This window comes from uncultured Phenylobacterium sp., assembly GCF_902826855.1.
Taxonomy (GTDB): domain Bacteria; phylum Pseudomonadota; class Alphaproteobacteria; order Caulobacterales; family Caulobacteraceae; genus Phenylobacterium.
Genome location: NZ_CADEGK010000006.1, coordinates 42,102 through 58,256, shown reverse-complemented (window position 1 = coordinate 58,256; position 16,155 = coordinate 42,102). Strand labels below are relative to the sequence as shown.

The window sequence follows — 16,155 nt, the reverse complement described above, 5'->3', positions numbered from 1 at the left end:
GTTTACGCGAGTGAGGGAAGGTCCCGACGAACCGAGCTCGCGGTTTCTGGACCAATGGTCGCAGTCAGCGCCGCGTCACTTTTTGGCGGTGGTCCCCTGGCGTTCGCGTCTAGTCCGAGCTCCCCAGCAGCTCCGCCGCCTCAGCGAGGCCGCGCTGCCGGGCGAGCTGGGAGGGGATGAGGCCAGTATTGTCTTTCCGCGCGGGGTCGGCACCGTGAGCGAGCAGGAGGCGGGCGGCCTGCGCAGCCAGGTCTTCGTCGTCGGGGAGCGAGAACAGGGCGGTGCGGCCGTTGCCGAGCCGCGCGTTGGCCAGTGCCGGTTCCGCCTGCAGCAGGGCCTCAAGGCGTGCGAGCAGTCCGGCCTTGGTAAGGGCGAAGACGTCGCGGCTGAGGGGTGCCAGGTAGGCGACCATCTCGGCGTGGCCGAAGTGGCTGGCGAAGCCGAGCGGGGTGGCGTCGTACTGTGTGCCGCGGGCGTCGACGTCGGCGCCGGCCTCGACCAGCAGCCGCGCCGTGGGGACAGAGCCGCGGCTGGCGGCGTTGTGCAGGGCGCGGCGGCCGTCGCGCAGCGCCAGGTCGGGCGGCATGCCGGCGGCGAGCAGCGCCGCCACCGCCTCGGCCTCGCCCTGGGCGGCCGCCTGGAGGAGTGGTGCGGGATTGGCGAGCAGCGCCGGATTCGCCTCCGCCATCGCCCGCACCGTGGCCCGCTCGCGGCGCATCGCAGCGACCTGGAAGGCGAGGGGGCCGGTCAGCTGGTCGATCCGCGACCCGCGCTGCGCCAGGAGGCCGGCCGTGGCGGTGAAGCCCAGCAGCAGCGCCTGGGTGTGATGACGGTGGCCGCTGTAGGCGTTGACGCTGTTGGGGTCGGCGCCATTGGCGACCAGCCAGATCACCCGCCGGCGATGATCGTGGGTGACCGCGTTGCCCAGCAGGTAGTCGATGGTCGAGACTTCGAAGTCACCGCCCAGCCCCTGGCCCAAGGCTCGCCAGCGCGCCTTGTCGCCTCGCGCCACGGACGCGCGGTACAGGAGCTCCAGCCAGGTGGTGTCGTCCGCGCCGAGCGATGTGTCGTAGAGCGCCTGGGTGTCAAAGGGGTCGGCGCCACGGTCGATCAGCAGACGCACCAGTGCTTCAGCCTGCGGATGGGTGGGCCGCCCTTGCTCGCCCTGGCCGATGACGCCGGTGATGGCCTTGAAGGGGTTGCCCCACCCATCGTCGAACCAGGCGTTGGGATCCGCCCCGGCGTCGAGCAGTGCGGTGGCGACGGCGACGGAATTCGCCGCATCGATGCGGCTGTAGGCGAGGTAGAGCAAGGGCTCCCAGTTCAGCGGCCCGCCGCGCGCATCGGCGAGCGCCGGGTCCTCCGCCAGGCGGCCGCGGACCTCTTCCAGATCGCCCAAGACCACCGCGGTCAGCAGGCTGGCCCTCGCCACGTCCGGATGCCGCGCGATGATCCGGCGCGCGGGCGCCGGGTCGCCCTCCCAGGCCGCGCGTAGGACGATGTTGACCCGCTCGGTGTCGGTCAGACGGCCGAGCACGATGTCGGCCAGCGCGTCCTTCAACGCCGTCCAGCCGGTGAAGCCGTAGTCCAGCGCCACGGCGTGCCGGGCGGCGCGCAGGGTGGCGGCGGGATCGTCGACGCGCATGGCCTGCAGGCGGCGGCGAGCTTCGGTCTCGAGGGTGTCGAGGGTGCTTTCCGGCGACAGCGGTCTGGGCATATGACCTTCTTAGCTGCGGCGGATGGCCGGTGGCGACTCACCTGGCGCGGGCCGATACTGGCCATGCGACCGATTTCGACGCAGCTTCATGGGATGACGGCGCACATGGCCGACGGAAGCGTCTATCCCGGCTATCTTGGCGTGACGCGGTCGCTGTCCGGGCGGCTGTGGCGGCAACGCGTGGCGTGTCCGGATCTCACCCGCCGCCACCAGTTGGAGCACGGGCTGTCGGAGCTGCTGGCGCGGGCGCTGGCGTCGCGGGGCGTGAGCGCCGAGCACTGTGGCGATTTCCTCAATCCGACCCTGAAGGCTCTGTTCCCGAACCCGTCGAGCTTCGCAGACATGGACCGGGCGGCCGAGATCCTGGTGGACGCACTCGCGGCGCGCCGCCGGGTGGTGGTGTTCGCCGACTATGACGTCGACGGGGCGTCGTCCGCGGCGCTGATCGTGCGCTGGTTCCGGGCGATGGGTCTGGAGATCTCGATCTACGTCCCCGACCGAATCACCGAGGGCTATGGCCCGTCGCCGGCGGCGTTCCGGCATCTGCAGGCGGAGGGCGCGGAGCTGGTCGTCACCGTGGACTGCGGGGCTGCGGCGACCGACGCCCTGGTCTGCGCCGCGGAGATCGGGCTGCCGGTCGTGGTGATCGACCACCACCTGATGCGGCCGGGCGAGATTCCCGCCGTGGCGGCGCTGGTGAACCCCAACCGGCCGGACTGCACGTCAGGCCAGGGGCATCTGGCGGCGGCGGGGGTCAGCTTCGTACTGCTGGCGGCGCTGAATCGCGAGGCGCGGCGGCGCGGCCTGTACAACGCCGCCGCCGAGCCCGACATCAAGGCGTGGCTGGACCTGGCGGCCATGGGCGCGGTCTGCGACGTCACCGAGCTGACCGGTTTCAACCGCGCGCTGGCGGCCCAGGGCCTGAAGGTGATGTCGGCCTGGAAGAACCCGGGCCTGAAGGCCCTGATGGATGTGGCGAAGGCTGAGGGGCCGTCGTCGGTGTTCCACGTTGGCTTCATCCTGGGGCCGCGAATCAACGCCGGCGGGCGCATCGGACGCTCGGACCTGGGCGCGCGCCTGCTGTCGACGGACGATCCGGCGGAGGCCGCGGCGCTGGCCGAGGAGCTGGACGCGCTCAACGCCTCGCGCAAGCAGGTGGAGGCGGAGGTCCAGGAGGCTTGCGTCCGGCATATCGAGCGCGAGAGCAACCAGGTCGACGCGCCCTGTCTGGTGGTGGCGCAGGACGGCTGGCACCCCGGCGTCATCGGGATCGTGGCCGGCCGTCTGCGCGAACGCTACCGCAAGCCGGTGATCGTGATCGGCGTCGACCGTGCCGCCGACGTCGGCAAGGGTTCGGGCCGCTCGCAGCCGGGCGTGAACCTGGGCCGGGCGGTGCAGGGGGCCTACGAGGCCGGGTTGCTGCTGGCCGGCGGCGGGCATGCGATGGCCGCTGGCCTGTCGGTGCGGCCTGACTCGATCCCCGAGCTGCGCGCTTTCCTATGCGAGCACATGGCCGCCGAGCAGGCGGTCGCGGCCGCCGAGGACGGGCTGGACATCGACGCCCTGGTCACCGCACGCGGCGCGGACCGGGCGCTGTGGAGCGACTTCCAGCGCTTGGCCCCCTTCGGACCGGGCAATCCCGAGCCCCTGTTCGCCGCGGCCGACGTCCGCGTCGAGCGGCCCATGGCGCTGAAAGGCGGTCACGTGCGCTGCACCCTGACCGATGCGTCCGGTGGCAAGTTGAAGGCCATCGCCTGGCGGGTGGGCGACACCGAGGCGGGCCGCGCGCTGCTGAATGAAGGCGGCGGCTTGCACGTGGTGGGGAAGCTCAAGCCCGACGACTGGCAAGGACGCGAAGGGGTGCAGTTGGAGATCGAGGACGTCGCCGATCCCCGGCGGGTCTAGGTGCGCTGCCGTTCGATTCAACCGCGAACAAACGCAAACGGCGCGAACGCGCGGTTGAGGACGGCAAGCTCCTGCCTTCTCCTTGCTGCGAGGTCGGTGTTTCAGGCGAGCAGAGCTTCCGCTGGCACGGCGCGTTCGCGTCCGTTTGTGTTCGTTCGCGGTTCAAAATGACAGCGCCGGCGGCACGCTCGGACTCTCGGAGTCACTCGCGGCCCGATGCCCGGCCCGACCCGGCTTGCGCTCCAAAACGAGGGCCGCTATAGACCGCGCCTTCGCGTCCTGCGGTCCCTTCGTCTATCGGTTAGGACGCCAGGTTTTCAACCTGGAGAGAGGGGTTCGACTCCCCTAGGGACTGCCACGCGACTTCCCCCTTCAGGTGTTCGCGCTTGACGCGCCGAGAATTCGCGCTCGCGAATCCCCATTGACGCCTCATAACTTACAAGAACAGTGTTATAGTCGGCCCTGAAACAATTGTGACGGGGGATGGCGGGCCGAGGGGCGGAATGGGGTACGAGTTCGAACACGTGGAGGGTCCGCCGCCTGTGCGGATCTCGGGGCGCGTCAAGTGGTTCGACGCGGGCAAGGGCTATGGCTTCATCGTGCCTGATGATCCCAGCCTGACCGACCTCAAGGACGTGCTGCTGCACGTCACCAGCCTGCGCACGTCGGGGCGCGAGAGCTGCCTGGAAGGCTCGCTGATCACCTGCGACGTGGTGCGCCGGCCCAAGGGCTGGCAGGTGGCCGAGGTGGTGCTGGTGGACGAGAGTTCCGCCACACCGTCTGAGCGTCGCCCGGACACGTCGCGAAGCCGGCCGGAAGGGGCCTTCCCGCCGCGGCCTGCGCGCCGGCCGATCGCCGCCACGGGCCCGCTGGAAAGCGCCACGGTGAAGTGGTTCAACCGCGCCAAGGGCTACGGTTTCGTGGTCCGAGACGCCGAGCCCGGCGACATCTTCGTCCACATCGAGACCCTGCGGCGCGCGGGCATGGAGGACCTCCAGCCGGGCGACAGCGTCATGGTGCGGTTCGCCGAGGGGCCGAAGGGCCTGGTCGTCGCCGAGATCGAGGCCGCGAACCTCGCCTGAGGCCGTGCGGGCCGACACTTGCCTGATCCGGACGTGTCCCCCAAAGGATAGGCGACTGTTCCGGGAGTGCGGCTTGTTCCGATCACTGCGTCTTGTCTTGATGGCCGCCGCCGTCGCCTGGGCCGCGCCGGTCCTGGCGGCGCTGCCGGTGCAGGGGGTGCAGGTGAAGGCGGCCTACCCGCACGACCCGCGCGCCTACACTCAGGGCTTGTTCTGGCTGAATGGGTCGCTGTTCGAGAGCACTGGCCTGGTGGGCCAGTCCAGCATCCGCCGGGTGCGCCTCAGCGACGGGGCCGTGCTGCAGTCCCAGGCCATCGCGCCATCGATGTTCGGCGAGGGGATCGTCAACTGGGGCAATGAGATCATCAGCCTGACCTGGCGCGACCAGGTGGGGTTTCGCTGGGACCTGAAGACCCTGGCCATGAAGTCGAGCTGGTCCTATGCCGGCGAGGGCTGGGCGCTGACGCAGAACGGGACCCACCTGATCATGAGCGACGGCACCCCGGTGCTGCGGGTGCTGGACCCGAGGACGCTGAAGGTCCTGCGGAAGATCCAGGTGACGGCGGAGGGCAAGCCCGTCGGCAACCTCAATGAGCTGGAATGGGTGAAGGGCGAGGTGCTGGCGAACGTCTGGCAGACCAGCCTCATCGCCCGCATCGACCCGAAGACCGGGACGGTGAAGGGCTGGATCGACGCCGGCGCCCTCCCGGAGGCCCGCAACCGTCGCGGCGCCGACGCGGTGCTGAACGGCATAGCCTACGACAAGGCCACGGATAGGCTGTTCGTCACCGGCAAGACCTGGCCGCGCCTCTACGAGATCACCCTTTTGCCCGCGAGAACGCCGCCATGAGCACCGAGGAGACGGTCGACGAGGAGAAGGCCGGGGCGTTGATCCCGCCACCGCCCCCCGGGTTCGTGCAAAGCGACACCCGCGGGCCGTTCTCGACCCGCAACGGGCCCTATTTCCACAAGCCGCCCGAGGGCGACCTGGTCGAGCAGGCCTTCTACGCCACGCTCAACCACACCAACGCGGTCGGCATCGTGCACGGCGGCATGCTGTCGGCGTTCATGGACGGGCTGCTGGCCGGGGCGGCGGGGCGCGGCACGGGCAAGGGCGCGGTGACCATCCAGCTGTCGATCAACTTCCTGCGCATGGCCCGCAAGGGCGACTGGGTGATCGGCGAGGCGCGGATGACCCGGGCCACCAAGGACATGGCCTTCGTCGAGGGCCGCGCGCACGTGCGCGGCATCGACGTTGTGCGGGCCTCAGGGGTATTCAAGACGATGGAACGCACCCGCTGACGCCGCTTGGGTTTGCGGAAACCCGGAAACCCCCATATTGACGGCCCGCCGGCGTCCTCGGGGCGTAGCGCAGCCTGGTAGCGCATCTGCTTTGGGAGCAGAGGGTCGCGTGTTCGAATCACGCCGCCCCGACCAGCCGGTGGGATATGAAGGGTTCGACCAGCATGCTTGCGCGCATCTTCCGTCCGTCCAAAAACGCCATGCAGTCGGGCCGCGCCAGGATGGCCGAGTGGGTGCTGGAGTTCGAGCCGAAGGATGCGCGCCGCTCGGACCCGCTGATGGGCTGGACGGTGACGGCCGACACGGAGTCCAGCCAGGTAAGACTGGAGTTCCCCAGCAAGGACGAGGCCGTCCGCTACGCCGAGACCCACGGCATCGCCTTCCAGCTGATCGACCCGGCGCCGGCGAAGCGGATCATCAAGGCCTACGCCGACAACTTCGCCTTCGGTCGAAGAACGCCCTGGACGCACTAGTCCCCTATACGGTTGGGGACCATCCGGGCGCCCGTAGCTCAACCGGATAGAGCACCCGCCTTCTAAGCGGGTGGTTGCAGGTTCGAGTCCTGCCGGGCGCGCCACCTTTCCTGGAGCCGCAATGGCCTGGACCCGCACCTACGAAGAACCCGAGCCGCAGCGCGTGAACCGGTGGCTGGCGCAGAGCGGGGTGTGTTCGCGGCGCGAGGCCGAAGCCCTGATCGGGGAGGGGCTGATCTACATCGACGGCGAGCGGGTCGATGACGCCGGGCGCAAGATCCTGCCCGGGCAAACGCTGACGCTGACAGACAAGGCGCAGGGGCGTCTGGAGGGGTTCACGGCGGTGCTGAACAAACCCACCGGGGTGGTCTCGGGCCAGCCGGAGCCGGGGTACACGCCGGCGGTGCGGTTGCTGACGCGCGCCCGGCTGGTGGGCGAGAGCGTGACGATCCCCGACGTGCAGATGAGCCTGCCGCCGCTCGGCCGGCTGGACCTCGACAGCCACGGGCTGCTGATCCTCTCCAACGACGGCGTGCTGGCCAAGGCGGTGATCGGGCCGGCCTCGGAGCTGGACAAGGAATATGTGGTCCGCGTCGCCGGACGGATCGACGCGCCGACCCTGGACCTGCTGCGCCACGGGCTGGAGCTGGATGGGCGTCAGCTGAAGCCCGCGCAGGTCGACGTCATCGAGGGGCAGACCCTGCGGTTCGTGCTGCACGAAGGGCGCAACCGGCAGATCCGGCGGATGTGCGAGCGGGTGGGACTGCGGGTGATGGACCTGCTCCGCGTGCGCATCGGGCCGCTGGCGCTGGACGATCTGGCGGAGGGGCGCTGGAGGGTGATGACGGGGGCGGAGCGCGAGGCGATGATCGCGGCGTCGCAGGCCCGTTAGGGGCCGGGCATCCGGTAGGAATCGAGCGGGATCACCCAGTCAGCGCGCGCCGGCATCTCCTCGAGGATCCAGCGAGTCAGGCGTTCGTAGTGCTGGATGAAGACGGCGATCTCGGTGTCGGACATCCCGGCGCCCGGGCCGGCGCGGGCGCGGAGCTTGGCTTCCTGTTCGGTGCGCCAGGTGCGGACGACGTCGAAACCGGGGGCCTGCAAGAGGACCAGGCGGTCGAGGCGAGCGAACAAGGCCTGGTAGAGCTCGGCGAGCTGGCGGTTGACGTATTTGCGCCAGACGCCGTCAGGGTCGTCCTGGCGCTCCAGCGTGTTGATGGGCGCAGCCAGCCGGGCCTCCGGTTCGGGTCGCGCCCCGACGCACCAGCCCTCGAGGATAACCACATCGAGAGGGCCATCGGCCGAGCCCCACTCCGCTTTGGGCTTACGCTCGTCGGCAGCCTTGTCGAAGGCCGGGAGCGGCGTCTGTCCGGCGCGGGCGAGGTTGTCGATGACGGCGCAGGCCAGGGCCGCATCGTGCGTGCCGGGCGGGCCGCGCACGGCCAGCAGGGGGTGGACCTTCCGGGCCAGCCAGCCGCGGGCCTCGCGGCTGAGGTAGAAGTCGTCGAGGGAGAGCGCCACGGCCTTGCGGCCGGCCTCCGCGAGGATCCTCACGGTGGCGCGGGCGATGGTCGATTTGCCGGAGCCCTGGGCGCCGCAGAGGCCGACGACGGCCGTGCGGCCGAACGATGTCCGCCAGTCGAGGGCCCGGTCGGCCAGGGGTCCGCAGACCTCGTCGAGGGTGAACCGGAAGCTCTGCGGCAACCGCTCCTCGGCGAGGAAATCCGTCGCCCAGTCGTCCAATAGCCCCCGTCCGCGTCAGTACCCGCCGGTGATCGGCAGGATCTCGCCGGTGATGTAGCTGGAGGTCTGTGGCGAGGCCAGGAAGACGAAGGCCGGCGCGATCTCCTCCGGCTGGGCGGGACGTTTCATCGGCGTCTTCGCGCCGAACTCGGCCAGGTCCTTCCCGGCCTTGTCGGCGGGATTGAGGGGCGTCCAGACCGGGCCCGGGGCCACCGCGTTCACCCGGATGCCCTTCTTGATCAGCGAGCCGGACAGGGCGCGGGTGAAGGCGTGGATGCCGCCCTTGGTCATCGAATAGTCGATGAGCGCCTTGGAGCCCTCGATGCCGGTGACCGAGCCGGTGTTGACGATGGCCGAGCCCGCCTTGAGGTGGGGGACCGCCGCCTTGGCTATGTTGAAATAGCCGTAGAGGTTGGTCTTCAGGGTGCGGTCGAAGTGCTCGTAGGAGAGATCCTCGATGGCGTCGGTGTGTTCCTGGAAGGCTGCGTTGTTGACCAGGATATCGAGGGCGCCGAGCGCCTTCACCGTCTTGGCGACCGCGGCTTCCGCATACCTGGGATCGGCGACATCGCCGGGGACTAGGATGGCGCGGCGGCCCTCCTTCTCGACGGCGCGCTTGGTGATCTGGGCGTCCTCGCCCTCCTCGAGATAGGCGATGGCGATGTCGCAACCCTCGCGGGCGAACAGCACCGCCACGGCGCGGCCGATGCCGGAGTCGGCGCCGGTGATCAGGGCCACCTTGTCCTGCAGCTTGCCGGAGCCCTTGTAGAAGGGCGCATCCCACATGGGTTGCAGGGTGAGGTCGGCTTCCTTGCCGGGCTTCTTCAGGTGCTTGGTGGGCAGGGGCGGCGTTGGATATGGCCGCGCGCCGGTTTGCGGCTGGGGTTCGTCCTCGCTCTGGAACGAGCGCTTCTCCTTGGCTTCCACCCGGGCCTGGATGGCGCGCTCCTCCCTGGCGGTCTTCTTGGCCTTCTGCTCGAAGCCCGGTTGTGCGTTGGCCATGGCCGATCCCCTCTGCTGCTGGGCTGGCAAGCGTTGGGCCGGCGGCGTGGTTCCCGTTCAGGTCGTGAGTTGGGCGTAGGCGTCGAGGCCGGCGCGCAGGTCGGCGATCAGGTCCGCGGGGTCCTCCAGACCGATGTGCAGGCGGATAAGCGGGCCGCCGTAGTCCTTGGCGAACTTCCGGACCTTCAGCTGCGGATCGCACCAGATCGCCAGGCTTTCGAAGCCACCCCAGGAGAAGCCCAGTCCGAACACCTTCAGGGCGTCCAGGAACGCGTTGACCGCGGCTTGAGGCGCGGGCCTGAGCGCAAAGCCGAACAGGCCGCAGGCGCCCTTGTAGTCCCGCTGCCACAGCTCGTGGTCGGGACAGCTGGGCAGGGCGGGGTGGAAAAGCGCCGCCACCTCATCCTGCCCGCGCAACCACTCGGCGATCTCCAGGCCGGCCTGGCCCTGGCGCGCCATCCGCAAGGGCAGGGTGCGCAGGCCCCGCAGCATGTCGTAGGCGTCCTCGCCGGAGACCGCCCATCCCATGTGGTGGACACCGTCGGCCAGCCGCCGCACGAGGGTCGGGTCGCGGGCGGCGCAGGAGCCCATGAACACGTCGGAATGGCCGCCGACATACTTGGTCAGGGCCTGTATCGAGAGGTCGACGCCGTGGTCCAGAGGCCGGAACAGCAGGCCAGCAGCCCAGGTGTTGTCGCAGGCGGTGAGGATCCCCCGGGCCCGCGCGAGCTCGGCGATCCTGGGCGCGTCCTGCATCTCGAAGGAGAGCGAGCCCGGACTTTCCATCAGGATCATCCGCACCGCCTCGGAGGCCCCCCCAACCAGGGCCTCAGGTGGCATGTGCGGATCGAAGTAGGTCACCGTGACGCCGAAACGCTGCAGCACGCTGTCGCAGAAGCGGCGCACGGGCTTGTAGCAGTTGTCCACGACCATCAGCTCGTCGCCGGCCTTCAGGCAGGCCAGCAGCGGCCCGGAGATGGCCGCGATGCCCGAGGGGTAGAGCGAGACCCCCACGGCCCCCTCCAGGGTCGCCAGCGCCTCCTGCAGAGCGGCCTGCGCCGAGAGGCCCGCGCGCCCGTAGGTGAGGTAGTTGGCGTCGTCGTAGAGGGCTTCGGCGTTGGGCAGCAGGACGGTCGACCCCTTCTGGATCGGCGGCCCGACAGTCCGGGCCAGATCGCCCTTGAGCTTGCCGGCGTGGATCAGGCGGGTCTCGTCAGACATCGGCGGATGACATGCGGGGTTGCGGGCTCAGGCGACGCTGGCGAAAGTGCCAAGCCTGTTAGAGCCCCAAGGCCCTTTCGGTTTCAAGGAGCAGTAATGCGCCGCGCGCTGGCGGGATTGGGGATTGTCGCCGCCCTCCTGAGCGCCTGCACGCAGCCGAAACCCGCCGACCAGGCGCCGGCGGCCGTCGCGCCGTCACCGGTTCCGGAGCGCAAGGTCACGGCCACCGACCCCGGCTACAAGCCGGCCAAGAGTCCCACGCTCGACGCGGTGATCAAGCGGGGCCGCTTGATCTGCGGTGTGCATCCCGGCCTGCCCGGTTTCGCCCTGCCGGATGCGCGCGGCGCCTGGCGTGGGTTCGACGTGGACGTCTGCCGGGCTGTCGCGGCGGCGACGCTCGGGGACGCAGACAAAGTCAAATACGTCGTGATCGACGCCCAGGACCGGTTCGGCGCGCTCCAGAAGGGCCAGATCGACATCCTGTCGCGGAACACCTCGCTGACCTTCGCGCGAGCGGCGGGGCTGGGGCTGACGTTCCCGGTGATCACGTACCATGACGGGCAGGGCTTCCTGGTCCGCCGCGCGCTAGGCCTCGGGAGCGCCGAGGAGCTGGGTGGCGCGCGGATCTGCGCGCAGGAGGACACGGCCAGCGCCGGCAACCTGGCCGATTGGTTCCGGGTGCGCGGGATGAAGTACCGGGCGGTGATGGCCACGGGCGAAGCCCAGGCGCGTCAGCTCTACGAGGGCGAAAGCTGCGATGCGTTCACCGCCGACATCTCTGCGCTGGCGGCCTCCCGCTCCCTGATGAGCAATCCGAACGCCCACGTGATCCTGCCCCAGGTGATTTCCAAGGAACCGTTGGGACCGGTCGTGCGGCAGGGCGACCCGACCTGGGCCGAGATCGTCCGGTGGACCGTCTACGCCGAGCTGCTGGCCGAGGAGTTGGGCCTGACGTCACGCACTGTGGAGCAGGCGCGCGAGACCGCGACCGACCCGGAAACCCGCCGCCTGCTGGGACTGGAAGGGAACCTGGGCGCCTTGCTGGGGCTGAAGTCGGACTGGGCCTACCAGGTGATCCGCCAGGTCGGCGCCTATCACGAGATCTTCCGCCGCGACCTGGGGGCGGACTCCGCGCTGCAGCTGGACCGCGGCCTGAACGCGCTGTGGAACGCCCCGCGGCCCGGCCTGATGTACGCGCCGCCGATGCGGTGACTAGACCTCGGCCCGCATGAACACCCGCCGCGCAACGGGCAGTCCCAACAGCTCCTCGCGCAGATGGATGACGCCAAGGCGCGGGTTCAGCTCGGTCAGCTCGCGAAAACCCATCCGGGCGTAGAAGGGCGCGTTCCACGGAATCTCGCGGAAGGTGCTGAGCGTGACCGCCGGCAGGTCGCGGGCGCGCGCCAGGGCGAAGGTGGCTGCGACGAGGCCCCTGCCGATGCCCTGGCCCTGGGCGTCGTGTCGGACGGCCAACTCCCACAGATGCAAGGCGTCGGCGCATGCCTGACAGGCCGAGAAGCCGGCGAGCACGCCATTGGCCTCCGCGACCAGCACCAGGCCGTCGCTCTGGAAGGGGATGTAGAACTCGACGGGGCTCACGCCGTCCTCGGCAATATCGTGCTCCGACGACCCGCGGAACGTCTCCGCGGCGGAGCGTTCGATGGCCGGCAGCTCTGCGAGCTCTTCGTAGCGGGCAGTGCGGATCTCTATGGGTCAGGCTCCGGTGACGACGGCGGTGTCGGGGCGGCCGCCCCATTCCGTCCAGGACCCGTCATAGACCGCCACGTCGAAACGACCCAGCCTGGCCAGCGCCAGCGCCAGAACCGAGGCGGTGACGCCGGAGCCGCAGGTGGTGACGATGGGCTTGTGCAGGTCGACGTGGGCGAAGGCGGCCTTGAGTTCGGCGACGGGCTTCAGCGTGCCGTCGTTATTGACCACCAGGTTGAAGGGCAGGTTCAGCGCGCCAGGCATGTGGCCGGAGCGCAGGGTGGCGCGGGGCTCCGGCGCCTCGCCGGTGAAGCGGGCGGCGGACCGGGCGTCGACGACCTCGGCGTGACCGTTCGCGAGCACGTCGCCGACATGGCCCAGGTCGGCCACCAGCCGCCAGTCGAAAGCCGGCTCCACCTCGACGGGCTTCGGCGCAATCTCGGCGGTCTCCAGCGGACGGCCCTCGGCGCGCCAGGCCTTGAGGCCCCCGTCGAGCACGAAGACGCGCGGGTAGGCCATGACCCGCAGCGTCCACCAGACGCGGGGCGCCGAGTAAATGCCGTGGGCGTCGTAGACGACGATCGTCGCCTTGCGGTCGAGGCCCAGGGCGCCGGCCGCCTGCGCGAAAGGCGCTGGCAGGGGCAGCATGTGAGGCAGGTCGGTGTCGGGGTCGGCGATGGCGTTGATGTCGAAGAACACCGCGCCGAGGATATGGCCGGCGTCGTAGCTGTCGCGGCCGCGGCCGGGCTGGCCGACCAGGGGCAGGGTGGCGTCGACCACGCGGACGTCCACGTCGCCGAGATGCTCTGCCAGCCAGGCCGTGGTGACGAGCGGATCGATCAATCCAGCCATGGTGGAACCGGCAGGCCCTTTTCCCGCAGGAAGGCGGGGTTGAAGACCTTCGACTGATAGCGTTGTCCGTGGTCGCAGAGGAGGGTCACGATCGTGTGGCCGGGACCCATGTCCTTCGCCATACGGATCGCGCCGGCCACGTTGACCCCCGTGGAGCCACCCATCACCAGACCCTCGAACGCCATCAGGTCGTAGATGGCGAGCAGCATCTCCTCGTCGGAGATGCGGTAGGCGTAGTCGACCGTGAGCCCCTCGAGGTTGGCGGTGATGCGGCCCTGGCCGATGCCCTCGCTGATCGAGGTTCCCTCCGCGCGCAGTTCGCCGCTGGTGTAGAAGCTGTAGAGCGCCGCGCCGTGCGGGTCGGCGAGGCCGATCTTGACGTCGGCGTTCCGCTCCCGCAGCGCCAGCGCGCAGCCCGCCAGCGTGCCCCCGGTGCCCACGGCGCTGACGAAGCCATCGACCTTGCCGCCGGTCTGGCGCCAGATCTCCGGGCCGGTGCCCACGACGTGGGCCTCGCGATTGGCGACGTTGTCGAACTGGTTGGCCCAGACCGCGCCAGCCGGCTCCTTCACGTCAAGTTCCGCCGCCAAACGTCCAGAATACTTCACGTAATTCATCTCGTTGGAGTAGGGAACGGCATCCACCTCCACCAGCTCCGCCCCGTAGAGGCGGATGGCGTCCTTCTTCTCCTGACTCTGGGTGCGCGGGATGACGATGGTGGCGCGATAGCCGAGCGCCCTGCCGACCATGGCCAGCCCGATGCCGGTGTTGCCTGCCGTGCCTTCGACGATGCGGCCGCCGGGGCGCAGCAGGCCCCGCCTCTCGGCGTCGCGGACGATGTAGAGGGCGGCGCGGTCCTTGACCGACTGGCCGGGGTTCATGAACTCGGCCTTGGCCAGGATCTCGCAGCCGGTCATCTCGCTGGCGCGGTTCAGGCGGATGAGCGGGGTGTTCCCGATCGCGTCGAGAACGCTGCCTGAAATCATAGGGTGGGCGATCTGCATGGCCGCCTACTTAAGGAAGCCGCGACGCGCCGAACAGGGGGTTCAGGTCAAGCCTTGGCCAAGTTGAGCTGGACGACGTCGGTCCGCTCGGTGCGGAAGCCGGCCTCGCAGTAGCTCAGGTAGAAGCGCCAGAGCTTGCGGAAGCGCTCGTCGAAGCCGAGGTGGGCGATCTCGTCCCAGGCAGCGTCGAAGCGCTGGCCCCACTCGGCCAGGGTATCGGCGTAGTTCTGGCCGAACCGGCTGATTCCCGCCCACGACAGCCCCGCCCGGTCGGTCTCGGCCTTCAGCCGCTGCTCGGAAGGCAGCATCCCACCCGGGAAGATGTACTTCTGGATGAAGTCCGGCGTGCGGCGGTAGTGGTCGAACAGCTCGTCGCGGATGGTGATGATCTGCAGGCCGGCGACGCCGCCGTAGGGCAGGCTCTGGCGGACCTTGTCGAAATAGGTGGGCCAGTATTTCTCGCCCACGGCCTCGAACATCTCGATGGAGGCGACGCGGTCGAACTGACCGTCGACGTCGCGGTAGTCGATCAGGCGGATGTCGGCCCGCTCGTTCAGGCCCTCCTTGAACATCCGCTCCTTGGCGAACTTGAACTGTTCCTCGGAGATGGTGATGGCGGTGACCTTGGCGCCCACCTCCTTGGCGGCGAACTCCGCGAAGCCGCCCCAGCCGCAGCCGATCTCCAGCACGTGGTGGTCGGGGTGCAGCGCCATGCCCTGGCATAGCGTCTGGTACTTGCGGTTCTGGGCCTCGGCCAGCAGCTCGCCCGGCTTCTCATAGATGGCCGCCGAGTAGGTCATCGTCGGGTCCAGCCAGCGGGAATAGAACGCGTTGCCGAGGTCGTAGTGGGCGTGGATGTTCTTCTTCGACCCCAGGCGGCTGTTGTTGCGCAGCGCATGGTGGATCAGGTTGACCAGGGTCATGCACGGGTTGCCGAACGCCACCCGCTCGAAGCGGGCGAAGTTGGCGGCCAGCACCTGCAGCAGCAGCGACAGGTTGGGCGTGTCCCACTCGCCGGCCATGTAGCCTTCACCGAAGCCGATGGTGCCGGTGGCGAATGTGCGTTTGATGAAGTTGTAGTCGTGGACCAGCAGGCGACCTTCGGGGCCGGCTTCAAGGCCCTCCAGGCGGATCTCGCGGCCGTCGGGGAGCACGAAGGTCATGGCGCCGATGCTCCAGTTCTGAATCATCGACTTGGCGCCGGTCCGAAACGGCAACGGTGTGCCGCTTAGGTCTGGCGTATGGGCGCCCATGCTCTTCAAACGCTTTCCCCCGGACCCGGGCCAGGACCATAGCACCGTTCGGTCTGCCCGGCGCCATTTGACGGATCAAGATACGGGCGGCAAGAGGGCTAAGAGGCGCCCCACGCCCAATTAGGAGCATCATGGCTGTCCTCTCCCTCGATCGCTGGAAACTTGCCATCGGCACGGGCAAGCCGCTGGTGGTCATCGCCGGCCTGAACGTGCTGGAGGACCTGGGGCTGGCGCTGGAGGTGGGGCGCCACTTGCAGGGCATTGCCGCGGACCTCGGCCTGCCATTCGTGTTCAAGGCCAGCTTCGACAAGGCCAACCGTTCGTCGATCATGAGCTACCGCGGGCCAGGGATGCAGGCGGGACTGGCGATGCTGGAACGGGTGAAGGGCGAGCTGAACGTGCCGATCTGCACCGATCTGCACGAGATCGCCCAGGCCGAGCCGGTGGCCGCGGTGGCCGACCTGGTGCAGATCCCGGCGTTCCTGTGCCGCCAGACCGACCTGGTGGTCGCCACGGCGAAGGCGACTCAGGCCGCCGGCGGCCTGCTGCACGTCAAGAAAGGCCAGTTCCTGGCGCCCGGCGACTGCCGAAATATCCTGGACAAGATCAAGGAAGCCATCGCCGAGGACCGGACGATTCTTTGCGAGCGCGGCGCTTCGTTCGGCTACAACAACCTGGTGGTCGACATGCTGGGCATCGCGGTGATGCAGGAGCTGGGCGCCCCGGTGACCATCGACGCCACCCATGCGGTGCAGTTGCCGGGGGCGGTCGTGGGCGCGAACGGCGCGTCCACCGGCGGCCGGCGGAGCGGCGTGCCGGTGATTGCGCGGGCGGCGGTGGCGGCGGGCGCCGACGGGGTGTTCCTGGAATTCCACCCCGAGCCGGACCAGGCCA

Annotated in this window: 16 protein-coding genes and 3 tRNA genes; 11 read left to right on the top strand and 8 right to left on the bottom strand. The window is 69.4% G+C overall.

Annotated features, from left to right (window positions below; genetic code table 11):
- Positions 1–109: 109 nt before the first annotated feature.
- Positions 110–1,717 (bottom strand): ankyrin repeat domain-containing protein, encoded by a 1,608-nt coding sequence (locus QZV94_RS02025; RefSeq protein WP_293676127.1) that lies wholly within the window; start codon positions 1,715–1,717, stop codon positions 110–112.
- Positions 1,718–1,822: 105 nt separating this feature from the next.
- Here QZV94_RS02025 and recJ point away from each other — a divergent pair, with 105 nt between their 5' ends.
- The 9 genes from recJ to QZV94_RS01980 all read left to right on the top strand — a co-directional run bounded on the left by recJ (position 1,823) and on the right by QZV94_RS01980 (position 7,371).
- The gene (gene recJ, locus QZV94_RS02020; protein ID WP_293676126.1) at positions 1,823–3,622 is read left to right on the top strand and encodes a single-stranded-DNA-specific exonuclease RecJ; all 1,800 of its coding nucleotides are present in this window, start codon (positions 1,823–1,825) and stop codon (positions 3,620–3,622) included.
- Between the two features lie 283 nt (positions 3,623–3,905).
- Positions 3,906–3,980, top strand: a tRNA-Glu gene (locus QZV94_RS02015).
- A 145-nt stretch (positions 3,981–4,125) separates the two neighbouring features.
- Positions 4,126–4,704 carry a cold-shock protein gene (locus tag QZV94_RS02010; RefSeq protein WP_293676125.1) on the top strand — a complete coding sequence of 193 codons (579 nt, stop codon included), beginning with the start codon at positions 4,126–4,128 and terminating at the stop codon, positions 4,702–4,704.
- A 73-nt stretch (positions 4,705–4,777) separates the two neighbouring features.
- Positions 4,778–5,554 carry a glutaminyl-peptide cyclotransferase gene (locus QZV94_RS02005; protein WP_293676124.1) on the top strand — a complete coding sequence of 259 codons (777 nt, stop codon included), beginning with the start codon at positions 4,778–4,780 and terminating at the stop codon, positions 5,552–5,554.
- Positions 5,551–6,006, top strand: a complete 456-nt coding sequence (locus tag QZV94_RS02000) for a PaaI family thioesterase (RefSeq protein ID WP_293676123.1) — start codon at positions 5,551–5,553, stop codon at positions 6,004–6,006. Before QZV94_RS02005 ends, QZV94_RS02000 begins: the two co-directional genes overlap by 4 nt.
- A gap of 58 nt (positions 6,007–6,064) precedes the next feature.
- Positions 6,065–6,141 (top strand) — tRNA-Pro (locus QZV94_RS01995).
- 29 nt (positions 6,142–6,170) lie between these two features.
- Positions 6,171–6,479: an ETC complex I subunit gene (locus tag QZV94_RS01990; RefSeq protein WP_293676122.1), complete on the top strand. Its 309-nt coding sequence runs from the start codon at positions 6,171–6,173 to the stop codon at positions 6,477–6,479.
- Positions 6,480–6,506: 27 nt separating this feature from the next.
- Positions 6,507–6,583 (top strand) — tRNA-Arg (locus QZV94_RS01985).
- Positions 6,584–6,600: 17 nt separating this feature from the next.
- Positions 6,601–7,371 carry a pseudouridine synthase gene (locus QZV94_RS01980; RefSeq protein WP_293676121.1) on the top strand — a complete coding sequence of 257 codons (771 nt, stop codon included), beginning with the start codon at positions 6,601–6,603 and terminating at the stop codon, positions 7,369–7,371.
- Here QZV94_RS01980 and QZV94_RS01975 read toward each other — a convergent pair.
- Genes QZV94_RS01975 through metC form a run of 3 tightly spaced genes read right to left on the bottom strand, consistent with a single transcriptional unit; the run spans position 7,368 to position 10,445 of the window.
- Complete coding sequence (locus QZV94_RS01975; protein WP_293676120.1) at positions 7,368–8,222, bottom strand: kinase; 855 nt, start codon at positions 8,220–8,222, stop codon at positions 7,368–7,370. The genes QZV94_RS01980 and QZV94_RS01975 overlap by 4 nt on opposite strands.
- Before the next feature lie 15 nt (positions 8,223–8,237).
- Positions 8,238–9,224 carry an SDR family oxidoreductase gene (locus QZV94_RS01970; RefSeq protein ID WP_293676119.1) on the bottom strand — a complete coding sequence of 329 codons (987 nt, stop codon included), beginning with the start codon at positions 9,222–9,224 and terminating at the stop codon, positions 8,238–8,240.
- A 57-nt stretch (positions 9,225–9,281) separates the two neighbouring features.
- Positions 9,282–10,445: a cystathionine beta-lyase gene (gene metC, locus QZV94_RS01965; RefSeq protein ID WP_293676118.1), complete on the bottom strand. Its 1,164-nt coding sequence runs from the start codon at positions 10,443–10,445 to the stop codon at positions 9,282–9,284.
- Positions 10,446–10,541: 96 nt separating this feature from the next.
- Between metC and QZV94_RS01960 the strand changes: the two genes are divergently transcribed.
- Positions 10,542–11,657, top strand: a complete 1,116-nt coding sequence (locus QZV94_RS01960; protein WP_293676117.1) for an amino acid ABC transporter substrate-binding protein — start codon at positions 10,542–10,544, stop codon at positions 11,655–11,657.
- Here the strand turns inward: QZV94_RS01960 and QZV94_RS01955 are convergent, their stop codons facing one another.
- The 4 genes from QZV94_RS01955 to QZV94_RS01940 all read right to left on the bottom strand — a co-directional run bounded on the left by QZV94_RS01955 (position 11,658) and on the right by QZV94_RS01940 (position 15,171).
- A complete protein-coding gene (locus tag QZV94_RS01955; RefSeq protein WP_293676116.1) occupies positions 11,658–12,044 on the bottom strand; it encodes a GNAT family N-acetyltransferase in 387 nt (128 codons plus the stop codon). It lies immediately after the preceding gene.
- A gap of 114 nt (positions 12,045–12,158) precedes the next feature.
- Positions 12,159–13,004, bottom strand: a complete 846-nt coding sequence (sseA, locus tag QZV94_RS01950) for a 3-mercaptopyruvate sulfurtransferase (RefSeq protein WP_293676115.1) — start codon at positions 13,002–13,004, stop codon at positions 12,159–12,161.
- Positions 12,992–13,990, bottom strand: a complete 999-nt coding sequence (locus tag QZV94_RS01945) for a cysteine synthase A (protein WP_293676130.1) — start codon at positions 13,988–13,990, stop codon at positions 12,992–12,994. The genes sseA and QZV94_RS01945 overlap by 13 nt, the downstream gene beginning before the upstream one ends.
- 65 nt (positions 13,991–14,055) lie before the next feature.
- The gene (locus QZV94_RS01940; protein ID WP_367253729.1) at positions 14,056–15,171 is read right to left on the bottom strand and encodes a class I SAM-dependent methyltransferase; all 1,116 of its coding nucleotides are present in this window, start codon (positions 15,169–15,171) and stop codon (positions 14,056–14,058) included.
- Positions 15,172–15,392: 221 nt separating this feature from the next.
- On the opposite strand from QZV94_RS01940, the gene kdsA reads away from it, so the two are divergent.
- Positions 15,393–16,155 (top strand): 3-deoxy-8-phosphooctulonate synthase (gene kdsA, locus QZV94_RS01935; RefSeq protein ID WP_293676114.1); only part of this gene is annotated, 763 nt, incomplete at its 3' end.

Excerpts from the sequence above, each read along its gene's own strand:
- QZV94_RS02025 (WP_293676127.1), bottom strand. The coding sequence starts at position 1,717 with ATGCCCAGACCGCTGTCGCCGGAAAGCACCCTCGACACCCTCGAGACC.
- recJ (WP_293676126.1), top strand. The coding sequence starts at position 1,823 with ATGGCCGACGGAAGCGTCTATCCCGGCTATCTTGGCGTGACGCGGTCG.
- QZV94_RS02010 (WP_293676125.1), top strand. The coding sequence starts at position 4,126 with ATGGGGTACGAGTTCGAACACGTGGAGGGTCCGCCGCCTGTGCGGATC.
- QZV94_RS02000 (WP_293676123.1), top strand. The coding sequence starts at position 5,551 with ATGAGCACCGAGGAGACGGTCGACGAGGAGAAGGCCGGGGCGTTGATC.
- QZV94_RS01990 (WP_293676122.1), top strand. The coding sequence starts at position 6,171 with ATGCTTGCGCGCATCTTCCGTCCGTCCAAAAACGCCATGCAGTCGGGC.
- QZV94_RS01980 (WP_293676121.1), top strand. The coding sequence starts at position 6,601 with ATGGCCTGGACCCGCACCTACGAAGAACCCGAGCCGCAGCGCGTGAAC.
- QZV94_RS01970 (WP_293676119.1), bottom strand. The coding sequence starts at position 9,224 with ATGGCCAACGCACAACCGGGCTTCGAGCAGAAGGCCAAGAAGACCGCC.
- metC (WP_293676118.1), bottom strand. The coding sequence starts at position 10,445 with ATGTCTGACGAGACCCGCCTGATCCACGCCGGCAAGCTCAAGGGCGAT.
- QZV94_RS01960 (WP_293676117.1), top strand. The coding sequence starts at position 10,542 with ATGCGCCGCGCGCTGGCGGGATTGGGGATTGTCGCCGCCCTCCTGAGC.
- sseA (WP_293676115.1), bottom strand. The coding sequence starts at position 13,004 with ATGGCTGGATTGATCGATCCGCTCGTCACCACGGCCTGGCTGGCAGAG.
- QZV94_RS01945 (WP_293676130.1), bottom strand. The coding sequence starts at position 13,990 with ATGATTTCAGGCAGCGTTCTCGACGCGATCGGGAACACCCCGCTCATC.
- QZV94_RS01940 (WP_367253729.1), bottom strand. The coding sequence starts at position 15,171 with ATGACCTTCGTGCTCCCCGACGGCCGCGAGATCCGCCTGGAGGGCCTT.